Raw genomic sequence first — 20,868 nt, 5'->3', positions numbered from 1 at the left:
TTCAGGCTCCCGAGCGAGACAGGACAATGACGCCCAGGATGATCAAGGCGGTGCCGGCGATCTTATGCGAGTCGAAGGACTCGCGGAAGAGGAGGACTGCGAGGGTTGCCACCAGTGGGAAACTCAACGCGGTGAACGGGTAGGCCTTGCTCAAGGGCATCCGGCCGATGGCGGCCATCCAGCACAGCGAAGCACCAAATGCCGCCGCGAAGGCGCTGATCACCCACGGATTGAGCAGCAGGGTAATGATCGCGCGTAGGTTCAGGCCGTCGATGGTTGCCCCTGGATTGAGGCTGACCTGCCACTTCAGCATGAGCTGGCCATAGACGGTCAGCAGGATGGTCAGGGCAATGAAAACGTAGCTCATCGGCTCAGATTCGCTGGCAGGGTGATCTTGCGGGTGAGAACGTCCAGCAGGTCGGTACCGTCCCAGACCGGATGGAAGTCCAAGGCGCGGCCGAACGGCACGACGCGGTCGATGGCGCGATTGCCGAGACCGCAAAGGAAGTCACGCAGCGCCGAAGTCGTGAAGCCGTGCTGTACCAGAGTCTGGTCGCGGTCATCAAGCTGTGCTGCCAGCGCATCAAGTGCGGGCAAGTCGATTTCGACCACAAGGCCGTGGCCGGACTGGATCTCGCGGATCCCGCCATCGGCCCGCATCGCGTCCAGACGAAGCGGGTACAGCCCGATGGAATCGGCCGAGCGCACGCCATGACCCGTCGCAGCCAGCAGGTTGGCGTCGGTCACCCGTGCCATCAGTGCGGCCGGCTCGTCTTCCAGCGTGGCGGCCTGCATGCGCACTGCCGGCCAGAAGCGCGCCTTGGCTGCCGCGATTCCGGACTCATCCCCGACCCAGTACAGTGTGCGTGGCGAAGAGCAGGCCTGCTGGCCGAACCAGAGCACATCGTTGCAGAAGCGGCGAGCCAGTTCCTGCAGATCGGCATCGCTGCCTTCGGTGAGGGCCGCTGCACGCATCACCGCTATGCCGAAACGGTCCGGGAACGCGAGTTCTACGGCGAGCGGGGAGATCGGCAGCGAGCGGATCTTGGCGACCGTGGCGTCACCGCCCCATATGATGCGCGCGTGGCAGTGACGGGAGATCGCCGTGGTGATCGAATCGTCGTGGGGATAGGTCAACAGCACTGCACGTTCCAGAACCCTCGAGTGCAGGCCCTCGCGCTGCATGTCGTGCAGGATCGAAACCAACGCATCGCGCTGGGTGCTCTGCTTCTGCGACAGGCGCGCCACGTTGGTGTTGCCCGACAGCACCGACATCAGCCAGGCGTATGCGAACAGTACGTCCACGTTGGCCGGCGCCAGATGGAAGATCAGGCCGCGGGCCAGGTCCAGTTCGGTCGGGTGCGTTCCGATGCGTTGCGACAGCTGGTTGACCGCAGCGCCGCGGAACCAGTGGCCCAGGGTGGCCAGCTCGGGGTGCTGGCGCAATTGCGGCAGTGCGAATACACGCCGGGAGAAATCAGCGACGAACTCGCGCAGCGGTGCGCTGAACGGCAGCAGCGGCGGCAGTGCTGACAGGCGTTGCAGTTCAGCGTCCAGCGCGGCGTCCGGGTTGATTGAGAAGAGCAGTCTTGTCATGCGTTGGGTACCGTGCGGGTATCGCTGCAACCGCGGATTTCCACGTTCTTGATACGGCCAAGCACCGCGAAGTGCTTGCCGGGACGGCCACAGGCGCAGTCGTCCTCGCCGTGGATCACGCCGAGATCTTCGGTCAGCAGGCTGTGGCCGGGATAGCTTTCGGGCAGGAGGCTCAGCACCTGGATGGCACCGGTGGTGCCATGTGGTACCGGGCGCAGGTCCTGCAGGTCACGCACGATCACGTCTGCATAGGCCGGTGCATGCAGGTGGCCCTGCTCGCATTCGAAGAAGATCGAGCCGACCTGTTCGACCATTCCGTAGTAATTGTGCACGCGCTCGATGCCGAAGGTCTGCGACAGCGCGGTCTTGTAGGCTGCATTGTCAACTTTCTGCTCGTCCATCTTCTTCCAGCCGCCGCCATGTACCAGCATGCTGCCGGCCGGAAAGCGGATCTGCTTGCCGTCGCGGCGTGCGGCCTGCACGAACGACTGCCAGACGATGAAGGTAAAGCCGAACAGCAATACCGGCTCGTCTGGCTGGGCCTGCAGCCATTGCTCCAGTGCGGCCCAGTCCGGCTGCAGGTCTTCGTCCAGCAGGTACAGGTGGTCACGGCCGAAATTGGAGAAGCCGAGGATGCCTGCGGCGCGCGCATTGAAGCGGCTGCGGTCGCGCAGGAAGCTGGAGTCGTCGACCACCAGCATGCGCAGGCGCTTGGCACCTGCGAAGTGGGAGAAGATGCGGGTCAGGGCACGGGCCTGCGCGCGTGCGGTGTCGGCGTCGAGGAAAATGCGCGATACCGCGGCACCGGTGGTGCCACTGGATACCAGTGTGCGCGAAACCTTGTCATCCTCGATGCTCTTGAGGTCCATCAGCTTGAACATGCGCACCGGCAGCCACGGTACCTGCTCAAGGCTGGCCGCGTCGTCGGCCGGCCACAGGCCGTCGAGAATGCGCGCATAAGGGGCGCACTGCGCGCGGTGGTGGCCGGTCAGGCGATTGAGCCCGTCCAGCAGCCAGGCGCGCTTCTGTGCGCGGTCCAGGCCGAAGACATCGACATCCAGGGCGGCGGCCGCATCGGCAGCCGGCGCAGCGGGCAGGGTCACCTTGCAACTCCTTGTCCGGCCATCTGCCGGAGGCTCTGGTAATCCACCTTGCCGCTGGCCATCAGGGGCAGCGCATCCAGATGGAGGGTACGGATATGGCCACCGAACAACTTGTAGCGTTCCTGCACAAGCTGGCGGACCTGCGTCTGTTCGGCGATATGGGGGCCGTGGCTGAAGGCCACCAGGTCGTCATCGCTGCCTGAGCAGACGATCTGCTGACTCAGCGCAGACGACAGCATGGCCTCGACTTCGTCGAGATTGACCCGGTTGCCGGAAATTTTCAGAAAGCGCTTGGCGCGTCCAGTAATGTAATGAAAACCGTCTTCGTCGACGCGGGCAAGGTCGCCGGTGCGCAGCACACCCAGCAGCTCGTCATCCTTGGCCAGGTCGGCGCGGGTGCTGGCGTAACCCATCATCACATTGGGGCCACAATAGATCAGCTCACCGGTCGTAGCATCGATCTGCATGCGGCCGCCGGGGACCGGAACACCGATACTGCCGACTTTGTCGATGATGCGTGTGGACGGGACGTAGCTGATTCGCGGCGATGCCTCGGTCTGGCCATACATCACGAAGAACTCCACGCCATGGGCCTTGCTGGATTCAGCGAAGTAGGCCACCAGTTCATCGCGCAGGCGGCCACCGGCCTGGGTCAGCATGCGCAGGCTGGGCAGCTGCAGCCGGGCCAGCCCCATGCGTCGCAGGATCTCGAAGGTGGCCGGAACTCCGGACAACGAGGTGATGCCGTGACGGCGCGCACTGTCCCAGAATTCACGGGTCATCAGGCTGTCCTCGCTCAACACCACCGATCCGCCCACGGCCAGGTGACTATTGAGGATGGACATGCCGAACGAGTAGGCCAGCGGCAGCGTGGTGATCGCGCGATCATCGGCATGCAGGCCCAGGTACTCGACGATGGCGCTGGCATTGGCGTCCAGACCGGAGGAGGACAGGCGTACCAGTTTGGACGAGCCGGTGCTGCCGGAGGTGCTGAGCAGTAGTGCCAGTTCCGGGTGCGGCGCTTCGAGTGCTGCGGTCGCGTCGCGTACGTGCAGGGACAGCGCCGCGCCCTGATGCACAGTTCGGTAGCCGTGGGCAGGCCCGTCGGGGCTGGCGACCCAGTCAGGCTGGTAGTGCGCCACCAGCGCGGCCAGCAGCTGCGGGTCGGTGTCCGGCTGCAGCAGCAATGGAACCTGGCGTGCGCTACGCAGCGCACCCAGGTACAGGGCAACGGCCTCGACGTGGCTGGGCATGCACAGCAGGCCCATGCCGCGCCCGTCGGGCAGCTGTGCGGCACACTTGTCGGCCAGATTGGCCAATGCGGCGTAGTCCAGCGATTGCTCGCCATCGATCAGCGCGATGCGTGCGCCATGCTGTTCCAGGTTCCAGAACGACATTCAGACCACCATCTGTCCATCGATGCCGATCACCTGTCCAGTTACATAGGTGGAGGCATCACTGAGCAGGAAGGCCACCAGCGCGGCGACCTCTTCGGGGGTACCGGCGCGGCCCATCGCAATCGAAGCAACGCGCTTGGCGTGCGCTGCTTCGGGCATGTCGCGGGTCATGTCGGTATCGATGAAGCCGGGCGAGACGGCATTGACCCGGATACCACGTGGTGCCAGTTCCTTGGAGGCCGAGCGCGTGGCGCCGAGCAGCGCGGCCTTGCTGGCGGCATACAGGCTGAGCCCGGCGGCACCGTTGATGCCCATGATCGACACCAGGTTGACGATGCTGCCTGCGCCGCTGCGGGCCATCAGGCGTGAGGCGTACTGCATCGCCATCAGCGGCGCCTTGACGTTGACTGCCAGCACATGGTCGATGTCTTCGCCACGGATCATGCCCAGCAGGCCTTCGTGCAGCACGCCAGCGTTGTTGACCAGTCCATCCAACCGGCCGAAGCGTGCGAAGACCTGTTTGAACAGGCCGGCAATGGCTTCGGCGTCTGCGAGGTCCAGCGCCGCGCACAACGCAGCCGGTGCACCGAGGGCCTGGATCTGTGTGTCCAGTTGGGCCAGGGCCTGTTCGTCGCGGGCCACCAGCACCAGCTGCGCGTGCTGTGCAGCCTGCTGCAGGGCGATCGCCCGGCCAATACCGCGCGATGCGCCGGTGACCAGGATGACGGGCGCGGCGTCGCTCATGGTCAGACGGCCGCGCCGTGCTTGCGCAGGATTTCGCGGGCTTTGCCTACCGAACTCATGTCGATCACTTCGTCCATGTCGATCATCACGCCGAACGCCTCTTCCAGCGCGGCCACCACCGACATGTGGGCGATCGAGTCCCATTGAGGGATGGTGGCGTAGCGCAGCTCATCGTTCACGCTGTCGGCCGCGATGCCGAGCACGCGGGCGAATACGGCAACGACCTTGTCTTCGGTAACGGTGTCATTCATAGAAATTTCCTGAACCCAAACAGGGTGCTGTTGAAATGGAAGCCGAGGCGGGCATAGAGGTTGAGAATGCCCGTATTGGCGGCGGAAACGAGGGTAGTGCACTGTGGAATGCTGCGTGCGGCAAGCGATTCCAGTGCGGTGATCCACAGCGGCAGGGCCAGCATCGCATAAGGCCCGGTGGCACCGGTCAGCAGCAGCTCGCAGTTGCTTTTGTCGGCGGCAACGCGTTCGGCATGGAAACCAATGATTCGCCCCCGCGATTCGGCGACCTGGACCAACCCGCCGCTGACCAGGTCTTCGATCCAGTTGGCGGTGCGCAACGCGGCGCGCTGCGGGTCGATGGCGGGATCTTCCAGGAAGCGGCCGTGGGCGAAATCGGTCGCAGCGATACGTCGCAGTTCAGCCACGTCCGCGGAGGTTGCTGGGCGCAGCGTCGGCAGCATGCCGCGCGGTACCGGTGGCAGGTTGGCAAACCCACTGCGCGAGACGGTCAGTGACGTTTCCACGAAGGCATAGCCCTGCCCAAGCAGGGCCGACTTGGCCACCGCCTGGGTCGCGTCGATGCGGCCGAACAGGTAGTGCACCGCATGTGCGGCGCACCACTGATCGAGCTCGGAAAGCAGCGGAACCGCCTGTTCGGCGCTGGAAATCTCCAGGGAGGTCACCTCGGCGGTGACAAAGCCCAGAGCGCGCTCGTCCCAGGGCGTCAGGCGTGCGGCAATACGCCCCTGACCGTTGTCGATGATCATGTTCAACGTGCTTCCTCTGCGTCGTTCACTGCATCTGCGACGATGTAGTAGGGGCGTTTCTGCACGTTGCGGAACACCTGGCCGACATACAGTCCCACCACGCCGAGGCAGAACATCACCAGGCCGCCGATGAGCCAGACCGAACCGATGATGGAGGTGTAGCCAGCCACCTCGATGTCCCCATCCCACCAGCGCAGCAGGCTCATGGCCACCAGCACAAATGCGACCAGGGAGCAGACGATGCCAGTGCCGGCAACCATCCGCAGCGGCTTTTCGGAGTAGCCCAAGGCGATGTTCATCGACAGCTTGAGCAGCTTTCGCAGGGTATAGGAGGTCTCGCCGACGGTACGGGCCTGGTGCTGCACCGGCAACTTGCCGATGCGGAAGCCGGCCCACTTGACCATCAACGGGAATGAACGGTCGCGTTCGGGCATCTGGCACACCGCCTGGATGACCTTGCGGTGATAGATGCCGAAGTTGGCCGTGCTCGGATCCTGCGGAACGCCGGTCAACCAACCCAGTACGCTGAAGAAGGTCCAAGAGGACAGGCGCTTGAGCGGGGTGTCCTGACGTTCCAGACGCTGGGCAAACACCACATCCAGCTGTTCGGCATTGGCTTTGCGATACAACGCCGGAATTTCCGCGGGCACGTCCTGCAGGTCGCAGTCCATGACAACGGTCCATTTGCCACGCGCGTGCTCGATACCGGCGGAGATGGCTGAATGTTGGCCGAAGTTGCGTGACAGACGCAGGCCACGCAGCCAGGGGCGGCTGCCGGCCAGTTCCTCGATCCGGGACCAGGCCCCGTCGGGGCTGGCGTCGTCGACCAGGATCATCTCGAAGCTGACACCCATCGTCGCGATCGCAGCTTCCACCTGATCCACAAGGTCTTCCAGGCACCCCTGGCAGCCATAAACCGGCGCCACCACTGAAATCTCAAGGCTGGAATGCCTGCGGATCGGAGAGGAAGGCATCGCGTCTGTCATGGCGTAGAGGGATCCTGAGGGCGCCCTGCCTCGGCACGTGAATGTCACCATCTCGCGACAGGTGGCCGGATGCACGGGAAGCTGCGTACCCCGGCATCCGCCCGCGCGACGATCAGTGACGGCAGTCGCCGATTATAGCGTTACCGGCTGTCTCACACTGGCCGGGTGTCGCCTTCGCCGGGCCGGACGTGGGACCGCGCGTTCAGTTTCTGTCCGGCTGGGTCGATGGCTGGCGGGCCTCAAGCTGGATCGTACCCAGCTCGACGGCGGCTTGCCCCGGACAGGCGATCGATACGGGCAGCGGGCCTGGCTCGGCGAGCAAGGCAGGGTCGCTGAACGCGGAAGTCACCAACAGATCGCCATAGGCACTGGTCCCGGTCGTGGTCCCGATTCGTACCTGAGGATGTCCTTGCAGCTGTTTCATGGTGATCCACATCGCACTGCTACCGTCGGGCTGGGGGTTGAATCCCTGTACTGCCGTGCCAGTGCGCGGGCCCCACTGGTCAATCGTGAAGCTGCACGCGTCGGCAGCAGCTGGTGACGCCGGCTCGGGCGCAGCGGAGACCACGAGAATGCCCACCTTTACCGGTGGTTGGCCGGGACAGCTGAGGATGACCGGCGTGGGACCTGCGAGCTTGGCGATGGCGTCGGTAGCAAAGGCGGCCGTAATCAGACGCTCGCCCGCATTGGCTTGACCGACAGTGTTGCCTATCTTCACCTGGGGCAGGCCGCGCAGATGCTTCATGGTAAACCACATGGCGCTGGAGCCGTCGGTTTGCACGTTGAATCCCTGTCCCGGCATCGCCCGGTGCGGGCCCCACTGATCGACCTCGAACTCGCAGTCTGCATGGCTTGCTTCGACCACCATTGGCTGCAGGCGAGGCACACGGTACGTCTCGGCATGCTGGGCGTGCAGGTAGTGGCCATCGCCGAGGACGGTGTCCTGGCGGAGAGCACGCAGCTGATCGAACTGCTTCCAGGCGGCATTGCAGGTCGGGGTGCGCGGGGAGCTATCGCGGCCGGCACAGTCGGTCCAGCTGCCGTCGTTGCTGGTGAGCAGGTGCCCGCGGAAGGGGCGCAGCGTCATCGGGCCGCGCTGGGCCGACTGCGGAAGCAGGGCGGCGCTGCCCAGCAACTGGCCGATCAGGCCCGGCAGTTCGTACATGGGCAGATCGGTAGCGGTGCGCAGCGCCCCGCGGTTGCCGTCGAGGATCAGCAGCGGAGTACGGCTGATGCCGACTTTGCGTCGCGTTGCCGGGGTGTCGAATGCTGCCTTGTCCCTCCCGTTGACCGCGGTGTATGGGTCCGGATCCACATCAAGCGATGGCGAATGATCGCCGAAGGCAATGATCAGGGCCTCCGGATCGCGCGCCAGGATGGTCTCGGTCCAGTCCATGAAGGCCTTGGTGGTGTAGGCCACTGCATTGGCATAGGCATGAAGCACCGGAGCATCGGCCGGGCTGATCGCCACCAGGTCGGGGCGGCGCTCGGTATTGCGGACGAAACCCCAGTGTGACGAAAGCGAAACGAGATAGTTGAACACGGGGCCGTCGAAGCGGTTCTCATCCAGGTACTGCAGGTTCTGCCGGAAGAACGAGCTGTCGGCCAGCAGCCCACCCTCCAGATCATCGAGCTCGAAAGCGCTGATCGGCCGATACAGATCGAAGCCTGCGTGGTCATAGGCACGTACCCGGTTCCAGTTATCGGCACGATGCGCATGACTGGCCACCGTGCGGTAACCCGAGCGCGCCAGTACTGCGGGAAGGCAGGGCGAGGGATTGCGCATCAGGTTGACGAAGGCGACAGAGTTGCGCGGGGCGGGCAGGCCGCACAGCACTTCAAACTCGGCGTTGGCGGTGGCACCGCCCATCTCCGGTGACAGTACATAGGGGCGCCCAGCGCTTTCCCACAATGCCAGCAAGCGTGGGTCGAGCGGACTGCGGGAACTGTTGTAACGGTCCAGGAGTGTGATGTCCCAGACACTTTCGAGCAGGACGACGTGTACGTTGCGCGGTTTGCCGATGTTGCCCGGGCGCCACGCCTGCAGCGCCAGCGCGTTGATCTCTGCAGCTGTAGGAACCTTGCGGGTGTCTTCACGCATTACCCGCCAGTCTTCAAGCAGGTACAGCAGCGGACCGCGCACCCGCAGCAGGTTGATCTGATCCTCACGGCCGGGAATCTGCACGATCTCGCCATTTGGCATTTTCAGTTCTTCGATTCCCACAGGAAGCAGGCTTTCGGAGATCGGACGCAACACGCCGTATGCTGTAGGCAGCAGGAAGACGACGACGGTAGCCGCGGCCAGGCCCAGCAGACTGCGCCGGCGTGGACGAAGGCTGCCCAGCAGGAGCAGCACGGCAACGGCAATCAGAACTGTCGCCAGCAGCAGGGGACGGCCAGACAGAGTGGCCAGCAGGATGGGGAGGGCCTGTGCATCTGCGATGGAAAGCGGCATGTGCAGCATCGCCACCTTTGCCGCGTTGCCAACCAACAGCAGGCTCGCCAGCCCCGCTGCCAATGCGGCGCCCCACCAATGATTGCGCAGGGCAGGGCCTAGCAACCACAACGCGCAGCCCAGCAATAGCCCGGTCGCAATGATTGCTCCGGCGCCATACACGAATCCAAAACTGATCCACGCCACGGCAGCCATGAGGATGCAGGCCATCAGGCCGATCGGCAGGTACTTCCATGAAGCCGCCAAATCCTTGGCAAATGCCCGGGCGATCGCCCTTGTTCCTGATTTCATTAATGTAACAATCGCGTGAAAAACGTAAGCATTCTGGTCTGAGACGCAACGAAGGGCCACCCCGTAGGCGTATCGCCATGTATCAAATCTTGTCCGGCTACTTTTGGATGCGCACAAGAGCCCGGCGGGAGCGCCGCTCCGGCCGGGCTTGCGCCTGCTGCTGCCTGCTTTGCGGCGAGTGAACGCGAATCAGCCGAGCGCCGCTTCCAGCTCCGGCAGGATCGCAAACAGATCCCCCACCAGACCGATATCGGCAATCTCGAAGATCGGCGAATCCGCATCCTTGTTGATCGCCACGATCGTGCCGGCATCCTTGATGCCGGTCAGGTGCTGGATGGCGCCGCTGATGCCGACGGCCACATACAGCTCCGGCGAGATGATCTTGCCGGTCTGGCCAACCTGCAGGTCGCTCGGCACGTAGCCGGCATCGACCGCAGCGCGCGAGGCACCGACGGCGGCGCCGAGCTTGTCGGCCAGCTGGAAGATGACCTTGAAGTTCTCTTCCGAACCGACGCCACGGCCACCGGAGACCACGCGCTTGGCGCTCTGCAGGTCCGGGCGGTCGCTGGCGCCAGCGGCCAGGCCGACGAAGCGGGTGTGGGTCGGCAGCGCTGCATCGACGCTGGCCGCTTCAACGGCGGCACTGCCGCCCTGAGCGGCTTCCGGCCAGGAGGCGGCGCGCACCGTGGCGACCACGATCTGGTCGGCCGGCACTTCCACGGTGATGATCGCGTTGCCGGCGTAGATCGGCCGCTTGAAGCTGTGGCTGCCTTCGACGGCCATCAGGTCGGAGACCTGGTTGACGCCGAGCAGGGCGGCTACGCACGGCATCAGGTCCTTGCCGAAGGTGGTCGACGGGCCGAACACGTGGGTGTAGCCCTTGGCCAGCTGCGCGATCTGCGGGGCCAGTACCTGGGCCAGCGCCTGCGCGTTGGCGGCATTGGCCACGGACAGGACCTTGGCGACGCCGGCGATCTTGGCCGCTTCAGCCGCAACGGCAGTCGGGTCGGCGGCCAGCACCAGCACGTCGATGCTGGCGCCGGAAATGGCGGCGGCCGCGCTGACGGTCTTGGCGGTGGCGGCGTTGAGCTTGCCGTCGTGGTGCTCGGCGATGACGAGAATCTTGCTCATTACAGCAACCCCTTCTGCTTGAGTGCGGCAACCAGTTCGGCCGCGTCCTTGACCATCACACCCTTGCTGCGCTTGGACGGCGCGGCGTACTGGGTGGTCTTGAACGTATCGGCGGCTTCAACACCGAGGTCGGCCAGCTGCAGCGTCTCCAGCGGCTTGGCCTTGGCCTTCATGATGTCGGGCAGCTTGATGAAGCGCGGCTCGTTCAGGCGCAGGTCGGTGGTGACCACCGCCGGCAGGTCCACTTCCAGCGTTTCCAGGCCGGCGTCGACTTCACGGGTCACGGTGGCCTTGCCGTCGGCAATCTCGAGCTTGCTGGCGAAGGTCGCCTGCGGACGGCCCCACAGCGTGGCCAGCATCTGGCCGGTCTGGTTGGCGTCGTCGTCGATGGCCTGCTTGCCCAGGATCACCAGGTCCGGCTGTTCCTTCTCGACCAGCTTGAGCAGGGTGCGGGCAGCGGTCAGCGGCTGGATGGCCTGGTCGGTGACCACGTGGATGGCGCGATTGGCGCCCATGGCCAGACCGTTGCGCAGGTGCGCCTGAGCGTCGGCCGGGGCGATGGTGGCGACCACGACTTCGCTGGCGATGCCCTTGTCGCGCAGGCGCAGGGCTTCTTCCAAGGCGATTTCATCGAAGGGATTGGGGGACAGCTTGACGCCATCGGTGACCACGCCGGAGCCGTCCGGCTTGACCTGAATGCGGACGTTGTAGTCCACCACGCGCTTGTACGCGACGAGGATTTTCATCTGGTACTCGATCCTTGTAGTGCCGGCCGCTGGCCGGCTCACAGTAACGGGAAACGTCCGGTCCTCGCACAGCAACCGGTTCGGGGGTGGGACCCTGATTCTAGCTGGCTTGGGGTGACCATGCGAATGCGTATGGTTATGCTGCGATGCCGCATGGAAAGCGCCCGCAGCGACCTGCGTTCACGTGCAGCAGGCAGTCGTGAAGACAGGGCCGATGTATCCTGTAACGCTGAATCGGGCCTCTGCGCGTGGCCCGCAGCCGAAACTTCTACAGGAGAACGAGTAGTGCCTACATGGCTTGTCACCGGCGGTGCCGGATTCATTGGCGGTAACTTCGTTCTCGAGGCGGTCGCACGTGGCGTCAAAGTCGTTAATCTTGATGCGCTGACCTACGCCGGCAACCTGAAGACCCTGTCCAGCCTGGAGGGCAACCCGAATCACGTGTTCGTGCAGGGCGACATCGGTGACAGCGCGCTGGTTACCCGCCTGCTGGCCGAGCACCAGCCCGATGCGGTGCTGAACTTCGCCGCCGAAAGCCACGTCGACCGTTCCATCGACGGCCCGGGCGCGTTCATCCAGACCAATGTCGTCGGCACCCTCGGCCTGCTCGAGGCCGTGCGCGATTACTGGAAGGCGTTGCCGGCCGAGCAGGGCGCGGCCTTCCGCTTCCTGCATGTCTCCACCGACGAGGTGTACGGCACCTTGGGCGAGACCGGCAAGTTCAGCGAAACCACCCCGTATGCCCCGAACTCGCCGTACTCGGCGTCCAAGGCCGCCTCGGACCACCTGGTCCGCGCCTTCCACCATACGTACGGGCTGCCGGTGCTGACCACCAACTGCTCCAACAACTACGGTCCGTACCACTTCCCGGAGAAGCTGATCCCGCTGGTGATCGCCAAGGCGCTGGCCGGCGAGCCGCTGCCGGTATACGGCGACGGCAAGCAGGTGCGTGACTGGCTGTTCGTGTCCGACCACTGCGAAGCGATCCGTACCGTGCTGGCCAAGGGCCAGGTCGGCGAGACCTACAACGTCGGCGGCAACTCCGAAAAGCAGAACATCGAAGTGGTGCAGGCGATCTGCGCGCTGCTGGACCAACGCCGCCCGCGTGCGGACGGCCAGCCGCGCAGCAGCCAGATCACCTACGTGGCCGACCGCCCGGGCCATGACCGCCGTTACGCGATCGATGCCTCCAAGCTGAAGAACGACCTGGGCTGGGAGCCGGCCTACACCTTTGAACAGGGCATCGGCTTCACCGTCGACTGGTACTTGGACAACCAGGAATGGGTCAACGGCGTGCTCGACGGCAGCTACCGCCTGCAGCGCATCGGCACCGCGGCCTGAACCCAGGAGACGACATGACCCAGCGCAAGGGCATCATCCTCGCCGGTGGCTCCGGCACCCGGCTGTATCCGATCACCAAGGGCGTCAGCAAGCAGCTGCTGCCGGTGTATGACAAGCCGATGATCTATTACCCGCTCAGCGTGCTGATGCTGGCGGGCATCCGTGAAGTGCTGATCATCAACACCCCGCACGAGCAGGCGCTGTTCCAGCAGCTGCTGGGCGATGGTTCGCAGTGGGGCATGGACATCCAGTACGCCGTGCAGCCGAGCCCTGATGGCCTGGCCCAGGCGTATCTGATCGGCCGCGATTTCGTGGCCGGCAAACCAAGCTGCCTGGTGCTGGGGGACAACATCTTCCACGGCCACGGCCTGCGCGAGGTGCTCAAGCGCGCCGACGAACGCGTGGACGGTTCGACCGTGTTCGGCTACTGGGTCAATGACCCGGAGCGCTACGGTGTTGCCGAGTTCGACAAGAGCGGCAAGGTGATCGACCTGGTCGAGAAGCCGGAGAATCCGCGTTCGAACTATGCGGTCACCGGGCTGTATTTCTACGACGGCAAGGCCAGCGACTACGCTGCCGAGCTCAAGCCCTCGCCGCGTGGCGAACTGGAAATCACCGATCTCAACAAGCGCTACCTGCAGGAGGGCAATCTGCACCTGGAAGCGCTGGGACGTGGTTATGCGTGGCTGGATACCGGTACCCACCAGTCGCTGCTGGAAGCGTCCAACTTCATCGAGACGATCCAGACCCGCCAAGGCCTGCAGGTCTGCTGTCCGGAAGAAATCGCCTTCGGTCAGGGCTGGATCAACGCCGAGCAGCTGGAAGCGCTGGCTGCGCCGCTGATCAAGAATGGCTATGGCCAGTACCTGCACACGCTCGCCCTGCGGGGAGTCGTTCCGTGAAAGTGATCGAAACTTCACTGCCGGGTTGCCGGGTGATCGAACCGGCGGTTTTCGGTGATGAGCGTGGTTTCTTCTACGAGACCTGGAACGCTGAGCGCTTCGCTGCATTGGGCCTGCCGGATCGCTTCGTGCAGAGCAATGTGTCCACCTCCAGCCGGGGTGTACTGCGCGGGCTGCATTACCAGTGGCCGCGGCCCCAGGGAAAACTGGTATCAGTGCTGGAAGGCGAGGTGTACGACGTCGCCGTCGACATCCGCCGCGGCTCGCCGACGTTCGGCCGCTGGGAAGCGGTCGTGTTGAGCGCTGAAAACAGGAAGCAGTTCTGGATTCCCGAAGGCTTCGCCCACGGATTTGCCGTGCTGTCCGAGCGCGCACTGTTCAGCTACCTGTGCACGGATGTCTACGTCAAGGAGGTGGATGCCGGCATCCGCTGGAACGATGCCGATATCGCCGTGGACTGGCCGATCAGCACCCCGACCCTTTCGGCCAAGGACGAGAATGCCCCGTTCCTGAAGGACATCGCCGAAGATCGCTTGCCGGTGTACCAGCCATGACGGTGCTGCTGTTCGGCGGCAACGGCCAGGTCGGCCAGGAGCTGCTGCGCGCGCTGGCACCGCTGGGCAAGATGGTTGCGACCACCCGCAGCGGCGTCCTGCCCGATGGCAGCGCCTGTGAAACCGCTGATTTCGGCCGGCCTGACAGCCTGCCGGCACTGCTGGATCGCCTGCAGCCGTCGGTGGTGGTCAATGCGGCCGCTTACACCGCCGTCGACCGTGCCGAACAGGAGGTGGACGCCGCCTTTGCGGCCAACGCGCAGGCGCCAGGCGTCATCGCGCGCTGGTGCGCGGCGCATGGTGTGCCGTTCGTGCATTACTCCACCGACTACGTGTTCGATGGCCAGGGCACGGCCCCGTACCGTGAGGATGAACCGACCGCGCCGCTGGGGGTCTATGGCACCAGCAAGCGTGATGGCGAAGACGCCGTGCGCGCTGCCGGCGGCCGTCATCTGCTCTTCCGCACGGCGTGGGTGTATGCCTCGCACGGTGCCAATTTCCTGCGCACGATGCTGCGGGTGGGCGCTGAGCGCGATCAGCTGCGTGTGGTGGCCGACCAGATCGGCACGCCGACGCCGGCGGCATTGATCGCGGATGTCACCGTGCAGGCGCTGCAGCATCCGGGCGCGCTGTCGGGAACGTGGCATCTGACGACGTCGGGCCAGACCAGCTGGCATGGTTTTGCCGAGGCGATTTTCGCTGAAGCACTGGCGACGGGCGTGCTGGCCAAGGTGCCGTCGGTTGAAGCCATCCCCAGTTCCGAATACCCGACCCCGGCCAAGCGTCCGGCGTGGTCGGTGCTGGACAACCGCAAGCTGCAGCAGGACTTTGGCATCGCGCTGCCAACGTGGCAGGACGGCCTGAAGCGGGTCATGGCCGAACTGGCCAGCTGAAGGTAGCGCCGGGCCATGCCCGGCGGATGCACATTACCGCTGCGTTCGCCGGCCATGGGCCGGCGCCACCCAGAATGCAGCGGGTTCCGGGTCAACTCCGCCCGTACGTATCCTCGAACCGCACGATGTCATCCTCGCCGAGGTAGCTGCCGGACTGCACCTCGATCAGTTCCAGCGGCAGCTTGCCGGGGTTGCGCAGGCGATGGGTCACGCCCAGCGGGATGTAGGTGCTCTGGTTTTCGCTCAGCAGGATCACCTCGTCGCCACGGGTGACTTCGGCGGTGCCGCTGACCACGATCCAGTGCTCGGCACGGTGGTGGTGCATCTGCAGGCTCAGCGTACCGCCGGGCTTGACCGTGATCCGCTTGACCTGGAAACGCTCGCCGTTGTCAATTGAATCGTAGGCGCCCCACGGGCGGTAGACCTTGCGGTGCCAGGTCGCTTCGCTGCGGCCGTCGGCCTTCAACTGCGCCACCACGGTCTTGACCTCCTGCATGCGGTCGGCCTTGCCGACCAGCACCGCGTCGTCGGTCTCGACCACGATCACATCATCCAGCCCGACCATCGCCACCAGCCGTTGGCCGTAGGCGTAGGTGTTGCGGCAGTCGATGGCGATCACATCACCCTGGTGCGCATTGCCATCGCCGTCCTGCTGCGATACATCGCGCAGTGCGGTCCAGGAACCGACATCGTTCCAGCCGGCATCCAACGGCACCACCACTGCATCGGCGGTCTTTTCCATCACGGCGTAATCGATCGAGTCGGACGGCACGGCAGTGAACGCGTCCTTGTCCAACCGGGTGAAATCGGCATCGCGGCGTGCGCTCTGCCATGCGTTGCGGCAGGCCGACAACATGACCGGCTGCAGGCGTTCCAGCTCCTGCAGGTAACGCGAGGCCTTGAACAGGAACATGCCGCTGTTCCAGTAGTACTGGCCGCTGGCCACGTAGCCGGTGGCGGTGTCCAGATCGGGCTTTTCGACGAAACGCTCGACCGCGCGCACGTCCTGGCCATGGGCGGCCTTGATGTAGCCGTAGCCGGTCTCCGGGCCGGTCGGCACGATACCGAAGGTGACCAGCTTGCCGGCTTCAGCGGCGCCGGCAGCCGCCTGCACCGCAGCGCGAAACGCGGCTTCGTCGGTGATCACGTGGTCGGAAGGCAGTACCAGCAACAGCGCATCGGCGCCGTCGCGGGTGGCCTCCAGCGCGGCCACGGCAATGGCCGGGGCGGTGTTGCGGCCGACCGGCTCGAGGATGATCGCCGCAGGCTCGGCGCCGACCTGCTGCAGCTGTTCGGCGGCAACGAAGCGGTGTTCCTCATTGGCGATGACCAGCGGGCCTCGGCTGGCGATCGGCGCCACGCGCTGCCAGGTTGCCTGCAACATCGTCAGCTCACCGGCCAACGGCAGGAACTGCTTGGGATAGGCCTCGCGCGAAAGTGGCCACAGGCGGGTGCCGGAGCCGCCGGAGAGAATGACGGGCTGGATGGTACTCATGATCTTCCTTGCTTACGACTGGAGGAGGGCAGAGATTTCGTCGGTGCGTGCCTGCATCAGCGCCGCATCCCCACGCGACTCCACATTCAAGCGCAGCAGCGGCTCGGTGTTGGAACTGCGCAGGTTGAAGCGCCAGTCGCCGAAGTCGGCACTGATGCCATCGGTATGGTCCAGCACCGGAGACTGTGCGGCGAAGTGTTCCATCACGCGGGCCACGGACGCCTTCGCATCGCTGACCTTGAAGTTGATCTCGCCACTGCACGGATAGGCGGCCATGCGGTCCTCAACCCAGTCGGCCAGCGAACGGCCGCTTTCGGAAATGAGCTGGGCGATCAGCAGCCAGGGGATCATGCCCGAGTCGGCGTAGGCGAATTCGCGGAAGTAGTGATGGGCACTCATTTCGCCGCCATACACCGCGTCCTCTGCGCGCATCTTCTCCTTGATGAAGGCATGGCCGCTCTTGCACAGCACCGGCACACCACCCGCCTGTTCGACCATCTCCACGGTGTTCCAGACCAGGCGTGGGTCATGCACGATCTTGCCACCCGGGTTACGGTCCAGCGCCGCCTTGGCCAGCAGGCCGACGAGGTAATAGCCCTCGATGAAGCGCCCGCTGTGGTCGAAGAAGAAGCAGCGGTCGAAATCGCCATCCCAGGCAATGCCGAAGTCGGCGCCGTGCTGGCGGACCGCCTCGGCCGTGGCGGCGCGGTTCTCCTGCAGCAGCGGATTGGGAATGCCGTTGGGGAAACTGCCATCGGGTTCGTGGCAGATGCGGATGAACTCGAACGGCAGGTGCGGTGCGAGCAGGTCGACGATGGCGCCGGCGCCCCCATTGCCTGGGTTGACCACCAGCTTGAGGGGCTTGAGCTTGGTGCTGTCCACATAGGACAGCAGGTGCCGGATGTAGGCGCTCTTGTCGTGCTCGCTGCGTTGGCCTGCGGTCGGCGGCTGCGGTGCTGCGCTGTCAGCCGCCACGGCATCGGAGATTGCGAACAGGCCGGTATCGGAACTGATCGGCCGGGCATTCTCCTTGACCAGCTTCATGCCGTTGTAGTCCATCGGGTTGTGGCTGGCGGTAACCATCACACCGCCCGCTGCACCGCGATGGTCGGTCTGGAAATAGACTTCCTCGGTGCCGCACAGGCCAATGTCGATCACTTCCCGGCCCGCGCCGCGCAGGCCTTCTGCCAGCGCATCCTGCAGCGCCGGACTGGTCAGGCGCACGTCGTGCCCCACCACCACTGGCCCGGGCGACAACTGATCGGCCAGGGCCACGCCGATCCGGCGGGCGAGGTCTTCGTTCAGTTCTTCCGGCACGCGGCCGCGGATGTCATAAGCCTTGAAGGCGGGCAGGGGCATCGCTGGAATCCTTTGTCAGATCAGTTGGCTAGTGTAATCCCAGCGCTGTATGGGAAGCGTTTCCAAAGCCCCAACGCTGCCTGACCGCCGAAGAGGTCACGCACGAGTGGCCCTGCGTCTGCCTGCCGCGCGTTTGGCCGGCGCGCCGGGCAGGGGAGACAGCAGGGCATCAAGGTCGGCCGCATCGAATCGTGGGCCGGTTCCGCCACCACCCTCCAGGATCGCGTCGGCCAGGTCGGCCTTGCGCTGCTGCAGCTCGGCGATCCGTTCCTCGACGCTGCCGGCGGTGATCAGCTTGTAGACGAACACCGGCTGGTCCTGGCCGATGCGATGGGCACGGTCGGTGGCCTGGTTCTCGGCGGCCGGATTCCACCAGGGATCGAAATGGATGACGGTGTCGGCAGCGGTCAGGTTCAGGCCCACGCCACCGGCCTTCAGGCTGATCAGGAACACCGGAACCTCGCCCTGCATGAAGCGCTGCACGGGCGTGACCCGGTCCTGGGTATCGCCGGTGAGCTGGACGTAGGGCAGGCTGAGGTCCCGCAGGGCCTGGCCGATCAACGCCAGCATGCCGGTGAACTGCGAGAACAGCAGGATGCGCCGCCCTTCCTCGACCATGGCAGGCAACATCTCGCGCAGCAGCTCCAGCTTGGCCGAACCGGCAGCGCGCGCGGGTGTCCCGCCTGGCAGCAGGCGCGGATCGCAGCAGACCTGGCGCAGCTTCAGCAACGCGTCCAGTACCACGATGTGATTGCGCGCCAGCCCGCTGCCGTTGATCGCATCGCGGACCTGCTTTTCCATCGCCGCACGCACGGTTTCGTATAGGTCGCGCTGGGCGCCTTCCATTGCCACGGTGCGGGTGATGACCGTCTTCGGTGGAAGCTCGGAAGCGACCTGGTCCTTGCGCCGGCGCAGGATGAAAGGTCGCAGCCGCTGGGCCAGCAGCTGTGCACGGCGCTGGTCGCTGCCGCGCTCGATGGGATGGCGCCAGTGCTGGTTGAACTGCTTTTCGCTGCCGAGCAGGCCGGGCAGCAGGAAGTCAAACTGCGTCCACAGCTCGCCCAGATGGTTCTCCAGCGGGGTACCGGTCAGGCACAGCCGATGCCGCGCCTGCAGCGTGCGCAGCGTGGCCGCCGCGCGCGATCTGGGATTCTTCACCTGCTGCGCCTCGTCGAGGATCAGCAGATGGTAGGAATGCGCCTGCAGCGCCGGTTCGTCGCGCCACAACAGGGGATAGGTGGTCAGTATCAGATCATGGGCGGCAATGGCGTCGAACCGCGTGTCACGTGCGGGGCCGTGCAGGGTCAGTACACGCAGATCCGGGGCGAAGCGCGCCGCTTCGCTCTGCCAGTTGTGCAGCAACGAGGTTGGCACGACCACCAGCGCCGGCTTGTCCAGGCGGCCACTCTGCTTTTCAAGCAGCAGATGGGCCAGGGTCTGCAGTGTCTTGCCCAGGCCCATGTCATCGGCCAGCACGCCGCCCAGGCCCTGCTGGCGCAGGTACTGCAGCCAGGACAGGCCCTCGAGCTGGTAGCTGCGCAGCGTCGCGCGCAAACCCTGGGGCGCTGGCACAGCGGTCATCGCCGGGGCGTCCAGCAGGCGCTGCACGCGTGCACGGGTATCGTTGCTGCTGTGCAGCCGTAACTGCGCAGCGTCCTGCAGGGCCTGCAGGCGGCCGCGATCATGCGCCTGCAGGCGCAGCGGTTGCCCACGGTCGCCGAACAGATCCGCAAGCAGCGCGATCACCGGCTTCAGCCGCGCTGCCCGCAGGGCAAGACGTTCATTGTCTGCCGTCGTCAGCAATACGTTCTCGTCATCGCCAATGGCATCCAGCTGGCCGCGCAGCCAGCGCGGATCGGACTGCAGTACACCCTGCAACAGCGGAACCAGCGCAATGCTGCGGCCATCGGCGTCGATGGTCAGGGCCAGGTCGAGCTCGTTGCTGTCGGCGGACACCGACCGGACATCCAGGTCGATGTCCTCCACCCGGGTGATGCGGTGGCGGAAGGCGTCGTCAGTCTCGATCTTCCAGCCCAGTGCTTCCAGCCGCAGCACGTCCTCCAGCAGGAAGCGGGTCCAGTCGAAACTGCGCAGCTCGAACAACGGGCCGCCGCCGTCCAGCACGATGCGCGGTTGCCGCTCGCGGTGCAGGTGGACGCTGTGCAGTTCAGCCTCGCGCCGAGCCTCCCCGGCCAGGTCACGTGGCAGCAGGTAGAGCTGGCCCTCGGCGTCGTGCACGAACAGCGAGGGGTCGTCGAGAAAACGCACGTGTTCGTCGTACTCGAACGCGACGGTGGCGACGTCGAGCCATTGCGAGGGGTCACGTTCGGTGAGCCAGGCAGGCCGGTATTCCATGCTGTGCAGATGCAGGATCGGTGTCATCGCCTGGATCTGCAGGGTGGGCAGTATCGGATCGGCGGCCGCACGCAGCGAACCCGGTTCACCCTCCAGTGAGTTCTGCAGTGCGGCCAGCAACACCGCGGCGACATGCTCGCAGTGCGTGCCAGCCGGACAGGTGCAGCGACTCTGCAGGGGGCTGTGCGGGGTGCGGGCGCTGGCATCCAGGTCGATCACCACCTGCCAGCCCTCGACCTGGGCGGTCAGCAGCGGTGACCGGTAGCGCAGTTCGCGCACTGCCGGCACGTGGTGGTTGCCCGTTTCCAGCGTCCCGGCATCCAGCCAGCGGGACAGTTCCCCTCCGGTGAATACTTCGGCCATGCGTCGTCCTGTCCTCTCCATCTACAGCACGCGTTGCCAAGGGCACCGCAAGCGGGGAAACGGACATTCTACGGATTGGCAGCCCGGCATGCCGGTTCATGCTGCGGCGCATCCCAGCCGGCGTCGGGTGTGCCGCTAGAATGGCGGCATTCTCACC

At 65.2% G+C, this 20,868-nt stretch carries 18 protein-coding genes; 4 read left to right on the top strand and 14 right to left on the bottom strand.

From position 1 onward, the window contains the following. Nucleotide 1: 1 nt before the first annotated feature. From ACUXVE_RS13735 to ACUXVE_RS13685, 11 genes are all read right to left on the bottom strand, one after another. Nucleotides 2-367, bottom strand: coding sequence for an EamA family transporter (locus ACUXVE_RS13735; RefSeq protein ID WP_315830333.1), 366 nt, complete (start codon nucleotides 365-367; stop codon nucleotides 2-4). Beyond that, on the bottom strand, nucleotides 364-1,596 hold the full coding sequence (locus tag ACUXVE_RS13730; protein ID WP_445514592.1) for an acyl-CoA reductase: 1,233 nt from the start codon (nucleotides 1,594-1,596) through the stop codon (nucleotides 364-366). Before ACUXVE_RS13730 ends, ACUXVE_RS13735 begins: the two co-directional genes overlap by 4 nt. Further along, a complete protein-coding gene (locus ACUXVE_RS13725) occupies nucleotides 1,593-2,699 on the bottom strand; it encodes a LuxE/PaaK family acyltransferase (protein ID WP_445514591.1) in 1,107 nt (368 codons plus the stop codon). The genes ACUXVE_RS13730 and ACUXVE_RS13725 overlap by 4 nt, the downstream gene beginning before the upstream one ends. After that, complete coding sequence (locus ACUXVE_RS13720) at nucleotides 2,696-4,096, bottom strand: AMP-binding protein (protein ID WP_445514590.1); 1,401 nt, start codon at nucleotides 4,094-4,096, stop codon at nucleotides 2,696-2,698. Before ACUXVE_RS13720 ends, ACUXVE_RS13725 begins: the two co-directional genes overlap by 4 nt. Then, nucleotides 4,097-4,840 carry an SDR family NAD(P)-dependent oxidoreductase gene (locus ACUXVE_RS13715; RefSeq protein WP_445514589.1) on the bottom strand — a complete coding sequence of 248 codons (744 nt, stop codon included), beginning with the start codon at nucleotides 4,838-4,840 and terminating at the stop codon, nucleotides 4,097-4,099. 2 nt (nucleotides 4,841-4,842) lie between these two features. Further along, on the bottom strand, nucleotides 4,843-5,091 hold the full coding sequence (locus ACUXVE_RS13710) for an acyl carrier protein (RefSeq protein ID WP_315830338.1): 249 nt from the start codon (nucleotides 5,089-5,091) through the stop codon (nucleotides 4,843-4,845). After that, the gene (locus ACUXVE_RS13705; protein WP_445514588.1) at nucleotides 5,088-5,840 is read right to left on the bottom strand and encodes a GNAT family N-acetyltransferase; all 753 of its coding nucleotides are present in this window, start codon (nucleotides 5,838-5,840) and stop codon (nucleotides 5,088-5,090) included. The genes ACUXVE_RS13710 and ACUXVE_RS13705 overlap by 4 nt, the downstream gene beginning before the upstream one ends. Before the next feature lie 2 nt (nucleotides 5,841-5,842). After that, a complete protein-coding gene (locus tag ACUXVE_RS13700) occupies nucleotides 5,843-6,901 on the bottom strand; it encodes a glycosyltransferase family 2 protein (RefSeq protein WP_445514587.1) in 1,059 nt (352 codons plus the stop codon). A 127-nt stretch (nucleotides 6,902-7,028) separates the two neighbouring features. Next, complete coding sequence (locus ACUXVE_RS13695) at nucleotides 7,029-9,572, bottom strand: LTA synthase family protein (RefSeq protein ID WP_445514586.1); 2,544 nt, start codon at nucleotides 9,570-9,572, stop codon at nucleotides 7,029-7,031. Between the two features lie 189 nt (nucleotides 9,573-9,761). Further along, a complete protein-coding gene (locus ACUXVE_RS13690; protein ID WP_445514585.1) occupies nucleotides 9,762-10,703 on the bottom strand; it encodes an electron transfer flavoprotein subunit alpha/FixB family protein in 942 nt (313 codons plus the stop codon). Continuing rightward, entirely contained in the window at nucleotides 10,703-11,449 is a 747-nt protein-coding gene (locus tag ACUXVE_RS13685; protein ID WP_093818820.1) for an electron transfer flavoprotein subunit beta/FixA family protein, read from the bottom strand. The genes ACUXVE_RS13690 and ACUXVE_RS13685 overlap by 1 nt, the downstream gene beginning before the upstream one ends. A gap of 285 nt (nucleotides 11,450-11,734) precedes the next feature. Here ACUXVE_RS13685 and rfbB point away from each other — a divergent pair, with 285 nt between their 5' ends. The 4 genes from rfbB to rfbD are packed head-to-tail and all read left to right on the top strand — an operon-like array spanning nucleotide 11,735 to nucleotide 15,139. Beyond that, the gene (rfbB, locus tag ACUXVE_RS13680; protein WP_445514584.1) at nucleotides 11,735-12,790 is read left to right on the top strand and encodes a dTDP-glucose 4,6-dehydratase; all 1,056 of its coding nucleotides are present in this window, start codon (nucleotides 11,735-11,737) and stop codon (nucleotides 12,788-12,790) included. Nucleotides 12,791-12,804: 14 nt separating this feature from the next. Beyond that, complete coding sequence (gene rfbA / locus ACUXVE_RS13675; RefSeq protein ID WP_093818822.1) at nucleotides 12,805-13,692, top strand: glucose-1-phosphate thymidylyltransferase RfbA; 888 nt, start codon at nucleotides 12,805-12,807, stop codon at nucleotides 13,690-13,692. Beyond that, nucleotides 13,689-14,246 (top strand): dTDP-4-dehydrorhamnose 3,5-epimerase, encoded by a 558-nt coding sequence (gene rfbC / locus ACUXVE_RS13670; RefSeq protein ID WP_132826018.1) that lies wholly within the window; start codon nucleotides 13,689-13,691, stop codon nucleotides 14,244-14,246. Before rfbA ends, rfbC begins: the two co-directional genes overlap by 4 nt. Beyond that, nucleotides 14,243-15,139 carry a dTDP-4-dehydrorhamnose reductase gene (gene rfbD, locus ACUXVE_RS13665; RefSeq protein WP_445514583.1) on the top strand — a complete coding sequence of 299 codons (897 nt, stop codon included), beginning with the start codon at nucleotides 14,243-14,245 and terminating at the stop codon, nucleotides 15,137-15,139. The genes rfbC and rfbD overlap by 4 nt, the downstream gene beginning before the upstream one ends. A gap of 91 nt (nucleotides 15,140-15,230) precedes the next feature. Here rfbD and ACUXVE_RS13660 read toward each other — a convergent pair whose 3' ends face one another. The 3 genes from ACUXVE_RS13660 to ACUXVE_RS13650 form a co-directional block, all read right to left on the bottom strand. Next, nucleotides 15,231-16,634: a mannose-1-phosphate guanylyltransferase/mannose-6-phosphate isomerase gene (locus tag ACUXVE_RS13660; RefSeq protein WP_445514582.1), complete on the bottom strand. Its 1,404-nt coding sequence runs from the start codon at nucleotides 16,632-16,634 to the stop codon at nucleotides 15,231-15,233. A 12-nt stretch (nucleotides 16,635-16,646) separates the two neighbouring features. Further along, complete coding sequence (locus tag ACUXVE_RS13655) at nucleotides 16,647-17,993, bottom strand: phosphomannomutase (RefSeq protein WP_445514581.1); 1,347 nt, start codon at nucleotides 17,991-17,993, stop codon at nucleotides 16,647-16,649. Nucleotides 17,994-18,089: 96 nt separating this feature from the next. Then, nucleotides 18,090-20,711 (bottom strand): DEAD/DEAH box helicase, encoded by a 2,622-nt coding sequence (locus tag ACUXVE_RS13650; RefSeq protein WP_445514580.1) that lies wholly within the window; start codon nucleotides 20,709-20,711, stop codon nucleotides 18,090-18,092. Between the last annotated feature and the right edge of the window lie 157 nt (nucleotides 20,712-20,868).

The sequence above is a fragment of the Stenotrophomonas sp. 3(2025) genome (assembly GCF_052665395.1).
This window is presented reverse-complemented; position numbering and strand designations above follow the sequence as displayed.